General features: G+C 58.7%; 15 protein-coding genes. 10 read left to right on the forward strand and 5 right to left on the reverse strand.

Annotation, left to right across the window (positions count from 1 at the left end; all coding sequences use genetic code 11):
* Window positions 1–16: 16 nt before the first annotated feature.
* On the forward strand, window positions 17–865 hold the full coding sequence (locus AC07NR_RS28990; RefSeq protein WP_248740420.1) for a ChaN family lipoprotein: 849 nt from the start codon (window positions 17–19) through the stop codon (window positions 863–865).
* 226 nt (window positions 866–1,091) lie between these two features.
* Here the strand turns inward: AC07NR_RS28990 and AC07NR_RS28995 are convergent, their stop codons facing one another.
* From AC07NR_RS28995 to AC07NR_RS29010, 4 genes are all read right to left on the reverse strand, one after another.
* A complete protein-coding gene (locus tag AC07NR_RS28995) occupies window positions 1,092–1,883 on the reverse strand; it encodes a Crp/Fnr family transcriptional regulator (protein ID WP_423204309.1) in 792 nt (263 codons plus the stop codon).
* A 15-nt stretch (window positions 1,884–1,898) separates the two neighbouring features.
* Window positions 1,899–2,171, reverse strand: coding sequence for a TfoX/Sxy family protein (locus AC07NR_RS29000; RefSeq protein WP_003228231.1), 273 nt, complete (start codon window positions 2,169–2,171; stop codon window positions 1,899–1,901).
* 219 nt (window positions 2,172–2,390) lie between these two features.
* Complete coding sequence (locus tag AC07NR_RS29005) at window positions 2,391–2,735, reverse strand: pentapeptide repeat-containing protein (RefSeq protein WP_085712138.1); 345 nt, start codon at window positions 2,733–2,735, stop codon at window positions 2,391–2,393.
* A 91-nt stretch (window positions 2,736–2,826) separates the two neighbouring features.
* Window positions 2,827–4,383 (reverse strand): bifunctional aminoglycoside phosphotransferase/ATP-binding protein, encoded by a 1,557-nt coding sequence (locus tag AC07NR_RS29010; RefSeq protein ID WP_248740418.1) that lies wholly within the window; start codon window positions 4,381–4,383, stop codon window positions 2,827–2,829.
* Between the two features lie 117 nt (window positions 4,384–4,500).
* Between AC07NR_RS29010 and mrcB the strand changes: the two genes are divergently transcribed.
* From mrcB to AC07NR_RS29025, 3 genes are read left to right on the forward strand one after another with little or no spacing between them, the layout of a single operon-like run.
* Window positions 4,501–6,825 carry a penicillin-binding protein 1B gene (gene mrcB, locus AC07NR_RS29015; RefSeq protein WP_085712136.1) on the forward strand — a complete coding sequence of 775 codons (2,325 nt, stop codon included), beginning with the start codon at window positions 4,501–4,503 and terminating at the stop codon, window positions 6,823–6,825.
* A 16-nt stretch (window positions 6,826–6,841) separates the two neighbouring features.
* The gene (locus tag AC07NR_RS29020) at window positions 6,842–7,594 is read left to right on the forward strand and encodes a tetratricopeptide repeat protein (protein ID WP_085712135.1); all 753 of its coding nucleotides are present in this window, start codon (window positions 6,842–6,844) and stop codon (window positions 7,592–7,594) included.
* Complete coding sequence (locus tag AC07NR_RS29025) at window positions 7,594–7,929, forward strand: YqcC family protein (protein ID WP_096820921.1); 336 nt, start codon at window positions 7,594–7,596, stop codon at window positions 7,927–7,929. The genes AC07NR_RS29020 and AC07NR_RS29025 overlap by 1 nt, the downstream gene beginning before the upstream one ends.
* A gap of 18 nt (window positions 7,930–7,947) precedes the next feature.
* Here the strand turns inward: AC07NR_RS29025 and AC07NR_RS29030 are convergent, their stop codons facing one another.
* Complete coding sequence (locus tag AC07NR_RS29030; protein WP_423204307.1) at window positions 7,948–8,364, reverse strand: DUF4124 domain-containing protein; 417 nt, start codon at window positions 8,362–8,364, stop codon at window positions 7,948–7,950.
* 401 nt (window positions 8,365–8,765) lie between these two features.
* Between AC07NR_RS29030 and AC07NR_RS29035 the strand changes: the two genes are divergently transcribed.
* From AC07NR_RS29035 to msrQ, 6 genes are all read left to right on the forward strand, one after another.
* Window positions 8,766–10,490, forward strand: a complete 1,725-nt coding sequence (locus tag AC07NR_RS29035) for an acetolactate synthase 3 large subunit (RefSeq protein ID WP_134828122.1) — start codon at window positions 8,766–8,768, stop codon at window positions 10,488–10,490.
* Between the two features lie 2 nt (window positions 10,491–10,492).
* Entirely contained in the window at window positions 10,493–10,984 is a 492-nt protein-coding gene (gene ilvN / locus AC07NR_RS29040) for an acetolactate synthase small subunit (protein ID WP_003205610.1), read from the forward strand.
* Window positions 10,985–11,032: 48 nt separating this feature from the next.
* Complete coding sequence (gene ilvC / locus AC07NR_RS29045) at window positions 11,033–12,049, forward strand: ketol-acid reductoisomerase (protein WP_007959661.1); 1,017 nt, start codon at window positions 11,033–11,035, stop codon at window positions 12,047–12,049.
* Between the two features lie 147 nt (window positions 12,050–12,196).
* The gene (pssA, locus tag AC07NR_RS29050) at window positions 12,197–13,054 is read left to right on the forward strand and encodes a CDP-diacylglycerol--serine O-phosphatidyltransferase (protein WP_085712132.1); all 858 of its coding nucleotides are present in this window, start codon (window positions 12,197–12,199) and stop codon (window positions 13,052–13,054) included.
* Window positions 13,055–13,117: 63 nt separating this feature from the next.
* Window positions 13,118–14,131: a protein-methionine-sulfoxide reductase catalytic subunit MsrP gene (msrP, locus tag AC07NR_RS29055; RefSeq protein WP_248740416.1), complete on the forward strand. Its 1,014-nt coding sequence runs from the start codon at window positions 13,118–13,120 to the stop codon at window positions 14,129–14,131.
* A complete protein-coding gene (gene msrQ / locus AC07NR_RS29060; protein ID WP_495079998.1) occupies window positions 14,131–14,745 on the forward strand; it encodes a protein-methionine-sulfoxide reductase heme-binding subunit MsrQ in 615 nt (204 codons plus the stop codon). Before msrP ends, msrQ begins: the two co-directional genes overlap by 1 nt.
* Window positions 14,746–14,980: the final 235 nt, after the last annotated feature.

Genomic DNA, 14,980 nt, shown 5'->3' on the forward strand with positions numbered 1-14,980 from the left:
TCATCGAGGTGAAAGCATGCGTGGGATTTTGCTGTTTGCGTTGTTGTTGCTTGGCGGTTGCCAACATGTCGCTCCGCCACCGGTCACTGGCGAGATTCGCGACCTGCGCAGCGGAACGCTGATTACCCCGCAAGAATTGCTGACGCGTCTGGGTGAGCCGGCGCGGGTGATCGTGGGTGAGCAGCACGACAACGCCGATCACCATGCCGTGCAATTGTGGCTGCTGCAGAGTCTGGGCGAAAAGCGCCCTCAGGGTAGCCTCTTGCTGGAAATGCTGACCCCCGATCAACAATCGCGGGTTGATGGTGTGCGGCGTGCACCAAAGCCTCCCGCTGATCTTCCGGTCGAGCTGGCGTGGCAGGAGGGTTGGGACTGGAATCTCTACGGGCCGATTGTCCGGTTTGCTTTCACGCAACCGTATCCGCTGCTGGCGGCCAATGTTGATAACAGTGAAATTCGTGCGTTCTATCGCCAGCCTCCGGTTCTGCAAGGGGAACGCAGTAACGCCCAGTCGGTGAAAAACGAATTGGCCGGGCAGATCAGTGATTCGCACTGTGGCTTGCTGCCTCAGTCGCAGATGCCGGCGATGCTGGCGGTGCAGCAGCAACGGGATCGGCGGATGGCGACAAGGTTGTTGGCGGCGCCTGCGCCGGCGTTGTTGTTCGCTGGTGCGTTCCATGCGCGCAAGGATGTGGGTGTGCCGCTGCATGTGCTGGATCTGGGCGCACCCGAAACACCGACGGTGTTGATGCTTGCGGAGCAGGGCAGCGAGGTTACGGCGGCCATGGCCGATTATGTCTGGTTCACACCGGCTACGCCGAAACCGGATTACTGTGCCGAGATGCGCAAACAGTTCGGCCAATGACTTTCTTGCAGGCAAAAAAAGACCCGGAAAAACCGGGTCAAATAACCGTGATTAGCCTGATGAGGAGATAATCTGAGAGTCCGAACCAAGGGCTTTTCAGAATATCGACTGATCTCGCGACCAGTTGTGATAATCATAGCGATTCTCATTAACAAGTCAACGAGTGTTTTTCCATTTCTTCGGTTTTGTTTGGGGAATGGCTGAAAAGCCCCGAAAAAACTGGGCTTCAGCTTGGACGGTCAAGTGCCGTGAGCTGCTTGTTGAGCTGGTCGATGCGCCGCGCCATGCTTTCGATCAGGCTGTGGGCGATTTTCGGATTGCTGCGGGTCATGCTCAGAAACTGATCGCCGGGAATCAGCATCACGGTACTCGGTTCGCAGGTAACGACGGTTGCGTTGCGGGGTTCACCGGTGAATATCGCCATGGCGCCGAAAATCTCGTCCCTGGGCACTTCACCAACCTTGTGCCCGTCGACGAACGCTTGTGCATGTCCTTCGATTATCACGAACACGTGATCGGCGGGATCGCCTTCGCGGATCAACACTTCTCCGGCCTCGACCCGTTTAAAGCCATTGGTGCTGCGAAACTCCCGTGGCTTCAGTTCGCCAATCGCATGGGCCAGCAGCGCCATCTGGCCCAACAGATAGTGCAGAAACTGCTCCGAGCGCGCGGGCTCTGAATACACATGCTGGAACAAATCGTGTCGACGGAAGGGCAGCAGACTCAACGGACCGTCGGAGCAAAGAATGCAATCCGCCCAGTCAGGACCCTGCTGCAGGCCAATCAGATCACCTTCTTGCCAATAGAACAGCGCTCGACCTCCGAAGCGGCCATTGATGACGCCGTCCATCAGTAGAAACAGTTGATCGCCCGGCAACCGGGCCATCAGATCATCCGTGGCTTCCAGCTCCAGCACGGGCCCGCACGGTGCAAGGTCCCGCAGAAATTGACCGGGCAGGTTCTGCAAGCGGTTGATCATTGATTCGGCCGGCGCCGATTGTTCCCCGAGCAGATACATGAAGGTGGGTGCCCGTCAGTTCTTGTGGCGAGAGGAAATGGCTTCGAGCTGTTTGTTCAGAGCGTCCTTGCGTTCGGCGGGAATGTCGTTCCAGTGCACATCCATCAACGCCCCTTCGATCGCATACAGCAACACCTTCGACGCCCGGAACCCGCGCGTGCGCACGGCCCGATAGGCATCCACGGCGCCCAGGCGACGTAGATCCGAGGCGCTGTGGATGCCCACGGCATGCAGCCATTGCGCCGACGTCTTGCCAAGATTCTTCAAGTGTTGCAGTTCATCATTCATCAAGCCTCCTTGCGACGGCCGAATGGTGCGTGGGCGATCATCTCAGGAGTGTAGCCATCAGTAGGAAAAGCGTGGTTGTTTGGTCGGATTCGACGCAAAAGCTTCTAAGAAGGGTCAGGTTTTCACTGAAGGATCAGGATGGGGAGGGCGCGAAAAAGCTCGAATAACACGCAGTCCAGCGCAAAGCGGGGGCGCTGGACGGGTCAGCCTTTGGGTGGCTCAGCGGGTGCGATAGCGCAGGCGGGTGCCGAAATTCATCGACATCAGAATTTCGTCTGCACTCAGCTCCGGCGGGAAGTAAGCCCCGGAAATCTGCGCGTGGGCCAGGCTGGCTCCCTCCAGGGATGCATTGCGAAAGTCGATGCCGCGCAGATCAGCGGAACGGAAGTAGGCGTCCCGGAAATCCACGCCATCAGCGTTCAATTCGCGCAAGTCGAGGCCGCGAAAATCACCGCCGACCATATCGATCGGGCCGTCTTTCGGACGTTCTTTGTTGAAACCGGTTATGTCGTCTTTGTGCAGCAAGGCATAAAGCGGGGTGTCGAGAAGTTTCGGCTGGCTCATGTCAGATCACCTGTTGGTTTTATGACGCCAGTATAGTGCCACTATTTGACGGCCGTGAATCGAGCGAGGGCTTCACGGCCGAAATAGTTTCTTACAGACCTGGCAGGCGCTGGCGGATTTGCGCCACGACGGTATCCAGGGTGCCGGATTCGTTGGTCTGCACGCGTTTGCTGCGCAGGATTTCATCCGGGGTCAGGGCTTCACGATTGGCCTGCTGGGCTTCGATCACGGCCAGTGTGGCGTCGGACGGATCCTTCTTGTCTGCCTGACGAATCGCCAGCCAGCTCTCGATCACTGCTTGCGGCGCGTTGCAGTCGAGGATCAGGAACGGCGTGCCGGTGGCCTCGGCAACCTTGGCTGCACTGTCACGTTGTTCGCGCTTGAGGTAAGTGGCATCGATCACCACCGGGAAGCCGGCGTGCAGGATCACTTCGGCGATTTCATGCAGGCGAGCATAGGTGGCGGTGCTGGCATCGGCGCTGTAAATACCGGCCTGAACATCATTGGCGACGGTTTGTTCGCCGAACAGACGTTTGCGCTCGACATCGGAACGCAGGCGAATCGCGCCCAGAGCTTCGACCAGACGCATGGCCACGTGGCTTTTGCCTACAGCGGATACGCCGTGGGTGATCGCCATGAAACGCGAAGGAATGGTGCTGTAGCTTTCTGCCAGGTTGGCGTAGTTGCGGTACTGGCGCAGGGTGGTGGCGCGCTGCACCGGCGTCGCGTCGGCAGGCATGCTGAACAGGGCAACTTTCGCACGCACCAGTGCACGGTAAGCCTTATAGAAGTTCAACACTTCCAGGCCCTGGTAGTCACCGGTCAGTTCCAGGTACTGGCTGATGAAACGGCGGGCCAGGGATTTCAGGCCGCGGTCTTCCAGGTCCATTGCCAGGAAGCCGGTGTCGGCCCAGACGTCGGTGAAGCGGAACGGTTCGTTGAATTCGATGCAGTCGAAGATCACCACTTTGCCGTCGATCAGCGTGGCGTTGCCCAGGTGAATGTCACCGTGGCATTCGCGGGTGAAGCCTTCGGCCTTGCGCTGGGCGAACAGAGGCTTCAAACGTTCGAAGCTGCTTTCGGCCCAGGCTTGCAGGGCATCCAGTTGCAGCAGGTCGGCTTTGTCGCTGAGGAACGGCAGGATCTGCTCGAAGTTCTGGCGAACCGGCGCCATCACGCTTTCCGGAGTACCGGCATCGTGCTCGGCCGGGACTTTCGGCGCGCTGAGGTGGAAACGGGCAATCTGCTCGGCCATTTCGTCGATGTGCGTGGTGGTCAGCTCACCGTTGGCCTGCAGGGTGCTTAGCAGACCGGTCTGCGGGAACTGGCGCATTTTCAGCACGTATTCGATGGCCGGGCCTTCGCCACCCAGTTGCGGGGCTTCGACAGTGCCGGTGACTGGAATCACTTCCAGATACAAATCTTCGGTCAGGCGCTGGTTGAGGCGCAGCTCTTCGCCACAGAAGTGCTCGCGGGATTCGAGGCTGGTGAAGTCGAGAAAGCCGAAGTTCACCGGCTTCTTCACTTTATAAGCGTAAGGGCCGGTGAGCAGGACCCACGAGATATGGGTTTCGATGACCTGAAACCCTTCGACAGGGTGCGCAAACAGGGCAGGGTTTTGCAGGGCGGCGATCAGGGACTGGCTCACAGGCGATCCTTCAGAGACTGGGGAAATTCGAGGCCGCCATTATGGCCGCTCGCCAGCCCGACGCAAACCTCGGAGCGCTCCTGTTGAGTATGAATAAAGTGCGTATAATCCGCCGCCATGACTCGTACTCGATCCCCCCGCACTCCTAAAAAACCACCTTCCCGGGGCCTGCGCCCATGGTTGGGCTGGGCCCTGAAACTCAGTCTGGTCGGCCTTGTGGTGCTGGCCGGCTTCGCCGTTTACCTCGATGCCGTGGTGCAGGAGAAGTTCTCCGGCAAGCGCTGGACCATCCCGGCCAAGGTATACGCGCGGCCGCTCGAACTGTTCGTCGGACAGAAGTTGAGCAAGGACGATTTCCTTACCGAACTCGATGCCCTGGGCTATCGCCGCGAAGCCGTGAGCAATGGCCCCGGCGCTGCAGCCGTCAACGGCAATACCGTCGATCTGAACACCCGTGGTTTCCAGTTCTATGAAGGTCTGGAGAAACCGCAGCCGGTGCGCGTGCGGTTCTCCGGTGACTACGTGGCCGAGCTCTCGGCGACGAACGGTTCGAAGCTGTCGGTGGTGCGTCTGGAGCCACTGCTGATCGGCGGGATCTACCCGAAAAACCTTGAAGACCGGATTCTGATCAAGCTCGATCAGGTGCCGCCGTACCTGCTGGAAACCTTGGTCGCCGTGGAAGACCGGGATTACTACAGTCACTGGGGCGTGTCGCCGAAGTCGATTGCCCGGGCGATCTGGGTCAACACATCCGGCGGCAAGATGACCCAGGGCGGCAGTACGCTGACCCAGCAACTGGTCAAGAACTTCTACCTCACCAACGAACGCAGCCTGACCCGCAAGCTCACCGAAGCGATGATGGCGATGCTGCTTGAGCTGCATTACGACAAGAAGGAAATTCTTGAGGCTTATCTCAACGAAGTCTTCGTCGGTCAGGATGGCCAGCGTGCGGTGCACGGTTTCGGTCTTGCCAGCCAGTTCTTCTTCGGCCAGCCATTGTCCGAGCTGAAACTGCATCAGGTCGCGCTATTGGTCGGCATGGTCAAAGGGCCTTCCTATTACAATCCGCGACGCAACCCGGAGCGGGCGCTGGAGCGACGTAACCTGGTGCTCGACGTACTTGAGCAACAGGGTGTCGCCACCGCCGAGCAGGTCGAAGCCGCGAAGAAAATGCCGCTGGGCGTGACCTCGCGCGGCAAACTGGCCGACAGTTCGTTCCCGGGCTTCATCGATCTGGTCAAACGCCAGTTACGAGAAGACTACCGCGACGAAGACTTGACTGAAGAAGGCCTGCGGATCTTCACCAGTTTCGACCCGATCCTGCAGATGAAAGCCGAAGCTTCGGTCAATGACACCTTCAAGCGTCTGTCCGGGCGCAAAGGTGCCGACGATGTGGAAGCGGCGATGGTCGTGACCAATCCGGAAACCGGTGAAGTCCAGGCGATGATCGGCAGCCGTCAGGCCAGTTACGCCGGGTTCAACCGGGCACTGGATGCGGTGCGACCGATTGGTTCTCTGGTCAAGCCTGCGGTTTATCTGACCGCACTGGAAAAACCGAGCCAGTACACGCTGACCAGTTGGCTGTCGGATGATCCGCTTTCCATCAAGGGCGCGGACGGTCAGGTCTGGAAACCGCAGAACTATGATCGTCGCTCCCACGGTACGGTGTTCCTCTATCAAGGGCTGGCGCATTCCTACAACCTGTCGACCTCGCGTCTCGGGCTGGCGGTGGGTGTTCCGAATGTCCTCAAGACCATCGGGCGCCTGGGTGTGACCCGTGAATTCCCGGCGTTCCCGTCGATGTTGCTGGGTGCCGGTGGCATGACGCCGATCGAAGTCGCGACCATGTACCAGACCCTCGCCAACGGTGGCTTCAATACGCCGATGCGCGGGATTCGCAGCGTGCTGACCGCCGAGGGCGAGCCGCTCAAGCGTTATCCGTTCCAGATCGAGCAACGTTTTGATCCGGCCTCGATCTACCTGATCCAGAACGCCATGCAGCGCGTCATGCGTGAAGGTACCGGCAGCTCGGTTTACAACGTATTGCCCAAGACCCTGACACTGGCCGGCAAGACCGGTACCAGTAACGATTCGCGCGACAGCTGGTTCGCCGGTTTCAGCCAGGATCTGCTGGCCGTGGTCTGGCTCGGACGCGACGATAACGGCAAGACGCCGTTCACCGGTGCAACCGGTGCGTTGCAGGTCTGGACCAGCTTCATGCGCAAGGCCGACCCGCTGCCACTGGACATGCCGCAGCCGGACAACGTGGTGCAGGCGTGGGTCGATTCGCGCACTGGCCAAGGCTCCGATGCCAACTGTCCGGGCGCCGTGCAGATGCCGTATATTCGCGGCAGCGAACCGCCACCCGGCGCCTCCTGCGCGGGCGAAAGCCCGGCCTCGAGCGAGTCGGTGATGGATTGGGTCAAGGGCTGGATGAATTAAGCGAAGAGGGTTTCAAGTGAACAAGTGGTTGATTCCAGCGGTGACCGCCGTGGCTTTGCTCAGCGGCTGCTCCACCGTACAGCGTGGTTCGATTCCGGTTGTGGATTCCGGCACCACCGTGTCCAACAGCGAGCGTCTTTCGGCCAACGGCGGCTTCCGCAAGACGACGGTGAAACGACCTGTGCAGGGTCAGGCGCAATCGCAGGCCATCCCGCAAGGCGATACCGGTGTAGTGGTCATGGTTCCTGGTGGCGCTGCGGCTTCGACACCGATCAGCAGCTCACCGATCGTGCCGGGCCCGGCGTCCGGCGGTATCACCGCAGGGCCGTACAACCCTTCGCCGGTCGAATCGGCACCGATCAGCTCCGGCAGCTACAGCATGCCTTCGACGCCGAGCGGCATTCCTTCGGCCAGCAGCGGCGGCGGTCTGTCTGCCGACGAGCAACTGGATGGTCCGGTGCTCGCTTTGTTGAGCACGGCGCAGCAACAGCAGGCCGGCGGCGACCTCAACGGCGCGTCCTCCAGCCTTGAGCGTGCTCAACGCGTAGCTCCGCGTGAGCCGCAAGTGCTTTACCGTCTGGCACAAGTGCGCATGGCCCAGGGCGATGCCCCGCAAGCCGAGCAAACCGCCCGCCGCGCGTTGACCATGGCCAATGGTCGTCCGGACTTGCAGGCAAGCCTGTGGGAACTGATCGCTCAGGCGCGTGAGAAACAAGGTGATTCCGCCGGCGCCGCACTGGCCCGTCAAAAGGCCAAGGTTTCGCTGTGATGGACGCGCGCTTCTCGAAAGTCGCCGATCAACTGTTGTTGATCGAGCGCGAACTGCGTGCCCAGGGATGGTGGGATGATGTCCAGCCTTCGGCTGAAGCCTTGAGCAGTGTCGAGCCTTTTTCGGTCGACACCCTCGATTTCGAGCAGTGGCTGCAATGGATCTTCCTGCCGCGGATGAAGATGATCCTCGAACAGAACCTGCCATTGCCCAACGCCTCGGGCATACAGGAAATGGCCGAAATGGTCTTCGCCCAGCGCAACCTGCAGGGCAAGGACCGGCAGTTGCAGGTGTTGCTCAAAGAGTTCGACCTGCTGATCACCGCTTCGCGCTGAACGGCCGACTGCCAGTGATCACTGGCAGTTTTCGGCAATCTGTTTCTGTGTCTCTGCGATACGCTCCTGACGCTGCGTATCGCTCAGTCGACGTAACTCCCCCTCGGTCTCTTCCCTCAGGCGCGGATTGTTCTGCAGCTGCGCCAGGTTCGTGCGTGCCTGTTCACAGAAGGTCTTGAGCTGAGCCTGTTGCTCGGCGACCTGTTTCCTGACCTTGTCGTCGATGGCTTTCTGATCGCCCAGCGCGCCGCTGCCGGGGATCGCAGTTGGGCGCGGAGCGGGCGAGGGCGGCGTTTGCAATGTGGTCGCCGGCTGACCTTGTGGCGGCTGCGCATCGAAGTGCGTGACACCTTGGGCATCGACCCATTTGTAGATCTGACCGGCCGTGCACCAGGGGCTGAGGCCGATCAGCAGTATGACGAGGAGCGTTCGCATGCTGATTCCTTGGCAAAATTGCGCAATTGACGCTAACAGAGTAGCGCTTTTCAGGTTTTTTCTTGCGTTCTCATGTGCTTACCCACAATTAAGCACATTGACGGCTTGACTTGGAGAGGGCGAAACAGAAGAATCCAAAGTCCGCTGTACAGGGACTGCCAGAAGCAGACCCTCTCGGCAGATCATGAGGCGCATATCCGCGTCGACCTGTTACACCCGCAACGCGTTACCTCGCGCTGGGTGGGAAAGGCCCGCAACACTTGGGACGATCCCAATACTTGCTCAGTCAGTGCTGACGTAGTCGGCGACCACCGTCGCTCATGCTCTGCCGAGAAGTAAACCTATTAAGACCCGTTCGCCTTTTTTGTGGACGGTATTCTGGCGTTTTAGAGGTGAACAACGTGGAGCTTTTATCTGGCGGTGAGATGCTCGTCCGCTTCTTGCGTGACGAAGGCGTCAAATATATCTACGGGTACCCGGGTGGTGCTCTCCTTCATGTTTACGATGCCCTGTTCAAAGAACCGGAAGTGACCCACATCCTGGTTCGTCACGAACAAGCGGCTACCCATATGGCTGACGGCTACGCCCGTGCCACCGGTAAAGCCGGCGTGGTATTGGTGACTTCCGGTCCAGGCGCCACAAACGCCATCACCGGTATTGCCACAGCCTACATGGACTCGATTCCAATGGTGATCATTTCCGGTCAGGTGCCAAGCACCATGGTCGGCACCGACGCGTTCCAGGAAACCGACATGATCGGTATCTCCCGGCCGATCGTGAAGCACAGCTTCATGATCAAGCACGCTTCGGAAATCCCGGAAGTCATGAAGAAGGCCTTCTACCTGGCGCAATCCGGTCGTCCGGGCCCGGTCGTGGTCGATATCCCGAAAGACATGACCAACCCGGCCGAGAAGTTCGAATACATCTTCCCGAAGAAAGCCAAACTGCGTTCCTACAGCCCGGCCGTTCGCGGTCACTCCGGGCAAATCCGCAAAGCGGCAGAAATGCTCCTGGCGGCCAAGCGTCCCGTGCTGTACTCCGGCGGTGGCGTGATTCTCGGCAACGGCTCCGCGCCGCTGACCGAACTGGCGCAAATGCTCAACCTGCCGGTTACCAACACCTTGATGGGCCTGGGTGGCTACCCTGGCACTGATCGTCAGTTCATCGGCATGCTCGGCATGCACGGCAGCTACACCGCTAACCTGGCGATGCACCATGCCGACGTGATCCTGGCGGTCGGTGCGCGTTTCGACGATCGTGTGATCAACGGCGCGCCGAAGTTCTGCCCGAACGCCAAGATCATTCACATCGACATCGACCCGGCTTCGATTTCCAAGACCATCAAGGCCGACGTGCCAATCGTTGGCCCGGTGGAGAGCGTCCTGACCGAAATGGTCGCGATCCTCAAGGAAATCGGCGAAACCCCGAACAAGGAAGCCGTTGCCAGCTGGTGGAAGCAGGTTGATGAATGGCGCGGTGATCGTGGCCTGTTCCCTTACGACAAGGGCGACGGCAGCAAGATCAAGCCACAGACCGTGATCGAAACCCTGTGCGAAGTGACCAAGGGCGACGCCTTTGTGACCTCCGACGTGGGCCAGCACCAGATGTTTGCTGCGCAGTACTACAAGTTCAACAAGCCGAACCGCTGGATCAACTCCGGTGGCCTGGGCACGATGGGCTTCGGTCTGCCAGCCGCGATGGGTATCGCCTTGAGCTTCCCTGAGTCTGACGTTGCCTGCGTCACCGGTGAAGGCAGCATCCAGATGAACATCCAGGAGCTGTCGACCTGCCTGCAATACGGTTTGCCGGTCAAGATCGTGATCTTGAACAACGGTGTACTGGGCATGGTTCGTCAGTGGCAGGACATGAGCTACGGCAGCCGTCACTCGCATTCGTACATGGAATCGCTGCCTGATTTCGTCAAGCTGGCCGAGGCCTATGGCCACGTCGGCGTGCGCATCACCGAATCGAAAGATTTGAAGTCGAAGATGGAAGAAGCGTTCGCCCTGAAGGATCGCCTGGTCGTGATCGATATTTCGGTCGACACCAGCGAGCACGTCTACCCGATGCAGATCAAAGACGGCTCGATGCGCGATATGTGGCTGAGCAAGACGGAGCGTACCTAATCATGCGGCACATTATTTCCTTGCTTCTGGAAAACGAACCCGGTGCTTTGTCTCGCGTAGTAGGCCTGTTCTCGCAGCGCAACTACAACATCGAAAGCCTGACCGTGGCGCCAACCGAAGACCCGACCCTGTCGCGTCTGACGCTGACCACTGTCGGCCACGATGAAATCATCGAGCAGATCACCAAAAACCTGAACAAGCTGATCGAAGTGGTCAAGCTGGTGGACCTGTCGGAAAGTGCTCACATCGAGCGCGAACTGATGCTGGTCAAGGTCAAGGCCACTGGCGCCCAGCGCGCCGAGATCAAACGCACCACCGATATCTACCGTGGACAGATCGTCGACGTCAGCGCCAGCGTGTATACCGTTCAACTGACCGGTACCAGCGACAAGCTCGACAGCTTCATTCAGTCCATCGGCACCGCATCGATTCTGGAAACCGTCCGCAGCGGCGTTACCGGTATTGCCCGCGGCGACAAAGTACTCAGCATCTAAACCAAATTAGCGATTGGCCTGAACGGCCTGGATATAAAGGGGAAATTCATGAAAGTTTTCTACGATAAAGACTGCGACCTGTCGATCATCCAGGGCAAGAAAGTTGCCATCATCGGTTACGGCTCCCAGGGCCACGCTCAAGCGTGCAACCTGAAAGACTCCGGTGTCGACGTTACCGTTGGTCTGCGTAAAGGTTCGGCCACCGTTGCCAAGGCAGAAGCCCACGGCCTGAAAGTGACCGACGTGGCTGCCGCTGTTGCCGGCGCCGACCTGGTCATGATCCTGACCCCGGACGAGTTCCAGTCCCAGCTGTACAAGAACGAAATCGAGCCGAACATCAAGAAAGGCGCCACTCTGGCCTTCTCCCACGGCTTCGCGATCCACTACAACCAGGTTGTTCCGCGTGCCGACCTCGACGTGATCATGATCGCGCCGAAAGCACCGGGCCACACCGTACGTTCCGAATTCGTGAAAGGCGGCGGTATCCCTGACCTGATCGCGATCTATCAGGACGCTTCGGGCAACGCCAAGAACGTTGCGCTGTCCTACGCCGCCGGCGTGGGTGGCGGTCGTACCGGCATCATCGAAACCACCTTCAAGGACGAGACCGAAACCGACCTGTTCGGCGAACAAGCCGTTCTGTGCGGCGGTACCGTTGAACTGGTAAAAGCCGGTTTCGAAACTCTGGTTGAAGCTGGCTACGCGCCGGAAATGGCCTACTTCGAGTGCCTGCACGAACTGAAACTGATCGTTGACCTCATGTACGAAGGCGGTATCGCCAACATGAACTACTCGATCTCCAACAACGCTGAATACGGCGAGTACGTGACCGGTCCGGAAGTGATCAACGCCGAATCCCGTCAGGCCATGCGCAACGCCCTGAAACGTATTCAGGACGGCGAATACGCCAAAATGTTCATCAGCGAAGGCGCAACCGGCTACCCTTCGATGACCGCCAAGCGTCGTAACAACGCCGCTCACGGTATCGAAATCATCGGCGAGCAACTGCGCTCCATGATGCCGTGGATCGGTGCCAACAAGATCGTCGACAAAGCCAAAAACTAAGTCTTCGACTCTTGTAAGAAAAAACGCGGCCTCGGCCGCGTTTTTTCGTATGGGCGGGCGGTTCTGGTATAAAGCTGCATCGTTTGTGGCCGAACCGTCGTCCCAGACACCTGTCGAAAATGTCCAATCCGTTGCAAGGTAATGTCCATGAGCGAACGTCCCGAAGAGCCGAACCAGGCTTCAGACGCCGAAAGCCTGCTGCCCATCGATGAACATGTCGAAGAAGGGCATGACGCAGAAGGTCGTAAAGTCCGGCATCGTGGTATCTATCTGCTGCCGAATCTGTTCACCACTGCGAACCTGTTCGCGGGGTTCTATTCCATCATCAATTCGATGAGTGCCCAGGCTGCCTTGAGCGCCGGTGACTCGGCGAATGCGAGCAAGTACTTCGCCTTCGCGGCCATCGCGATCTTCGTCGCCATGGTGCTCGATGGTCTCGACGGCCGCGTGGCACGCATGACCAACACGCAAAGTGCATTCGGTGCCGAGTACGACTCGCTGTCGGACATGGTTGCCTTTGGCGTCGCGCCGGCATTGCTGGCATTCGGTTGGGCCCTGGGTGACATGGGCAAGGTCGGCTGGATGGTCGCCTTCATCTATGTGGCGGGTGCGGCGTTGCGTCTGGCGCGCTTCAACACTCAGGTCGGCACTGCCGACAAGCGCTACTTCATCGGCCTGGCCAGCCCGGCTGCTGCCGGTGTGGTGGCGGGGATTGTCTGGGCATTCAGCGACTACGGAATCCAGGGTTCGAAGATGTCGTTCCTGGTTGCGCTGATGGTGGCGGCTGCCGGCATGCTGATGGTCAGCAACATCAAGTACAACAGCTTCAAGGAGCTGGATCTGAAGGGGCGCGTGCCATTTGTTGCGATCCTGGCGGTGGTGCTGGTGTTCGCCGTGGTGTTCAGTGATCCTCCACGTATCCTGCTGCTGGTGTTCCTCGCCTATGCGGCTTCGGGCCCGGTGCAGTACCTGTTGCATCTTCGTCGCCACAAAAACGTCGAGTGATGTAATTTCCCTCATACTCCGCAGTCTATGGGTGCATCTGTCCTCCAAAACTGCGGAGTTGTCATGCTGATCAAAATCCCCAAAGCGTCCGACTGCCACGAGTCGGACGTCACGCCTGAATCCATTTATCTCTCTCGCCGGCAATTGCTCGGTGCTACGGCGGCCGGTCTGGCCATGAGCAGTCTGCCGCGTTGGGCTAGTGCCGAAGAGGCCGCTCGTTATGCCGATGTCGAGCCCGGAAATGCGCCCGCCTGGTTTGCCGAGAAGCATACTTCTATTAAATGGGGGGCCGTGAACGTCAAGGATGAGGCGATCACGCCCTATAAGGACGCGACCCACTACAACAACTTCTATGAGTTCGGTACCGACAAGGGTGACCCGGCGGCAAATGCCGGATCGCTGAAGACCGAACCGTGGAGTGTGGTGGTGGACGGGGAGGTGGGTAAGCCGGGGCGCTATGCACTGGAAGACTTCATGAAACCTTACCAGTTGGAGGAGCGCATCTATCGCCTGCGTTGCGTTGAAGCGTGGTCGATGGTCATTCCCTGGATCGGCTTTCCCGTTTCGGCGCTGCTCAAGCAGGTCGAGCCAACGTCCAACGCCAAATACATCCGTTTTGAAACATTGCAGGATCCCAAGAGCATGCCGGGACAGCGTTCAGGATTTGCCCTGATCGACTGGCCTTATGTAGAAGGCCTGCGTCTGGATGAGGCAATGAATCCGTTGGCGATCCTGGCCGTCGGGATGTACGGCCGGGAATTGCCGAATCAGAACGGCGCGCCGTTGCGTCTGGTGGTGCCGTGGAAGTATGGCTTCAAGAGTGTCAAATCCATCGTGCGTATCAGTCTGGTCAGTGAACAGCCGAAGACGACCTGGCAGAGCATTGCGGCGGATGAATACGGCTTCTATGCGAACGTGAACCCGACGGTTGATCATCCTCGCTGGACTCAGGCTCGGGAGCGGCGTCTTCCCAATAGTCTGTTCAAGCCGAATGTGCGTGATACGCAGATGTTCAACGGCTACTCGGACGAAGTCGCTTCTTTATATACAGGGCTCGATCTGCGGAAGAACTACTGATGCGATATCCGTTCTGGCGTGTGAGCGTTTTTATTGCGGCGGCTATCTGGCCGTTGTGGTGGTTCTATCAGGCCTTTGAGGATCAGCTCGGGCCGGATCCCGGAAAAGTGCTGGTCGATCGGCTTGGGCTTGGGACATTGGTGTTGCTGTTGATTACTTTGAGCATGACGCCGTTGCAGAAGCTTACGGGGTGGGCAGGGTGGATCGCTGTGCGCCGGCAGTTGGGGCTTTGGTGTTTTGCGTATGTGGTTTTGCATTTATGCAGCTATGTGGCATTCATCCTGGGTTTCGACTGGTCGCAACTGGGCGTGGAGTTACGCAAGCGTCCGTACATTATTGTCGGCACGCTCGGGTTTCTGGGGTTACTGGCATTGGCGGTGACGTCCAATCGTTATAGCCAGCGTCGATTGGGCGCGCGCTGGAAGAAGTTGCATCGGTTGGCGTATGTGATTCTCGGGTTGGGATTGCTGCATATGTTGTGGATTGTGCGCGCCGATCTTAAAGAGTGGGCGGTCTATGCCTTCATCGGCGGGCTGCTTCTTGTGCTGCGACTACCACCGGTGGCTCGCCGAATCCCGCGTTTGCCGGGTAAAAGGCAGGTTTTGCAAGAATAGCGAAATTAAAGGTTGACGGCAGATTCTGAGTCTCTATAATTCGCCCCACTTCCAGCGCAGTCGAAACGGAAAACTCCTTGAAATTCAACGAGTTGTGTAAGTTTCGATAGCGGGTGGCTTCAGATCATCGAAGCCTGGAAGGAGTTGGAAATGCCGGCTTGTCTGGCGCTTTCAACGGTTCGATCTTCTCGATCGAAAGCGGAGAAAAAGAGGTGTTGACAGCAGCGTGTAACGC

Source organism: Pseudomonas sp. GW821-FHT09C09 (genome assembly GCF_059418105.1).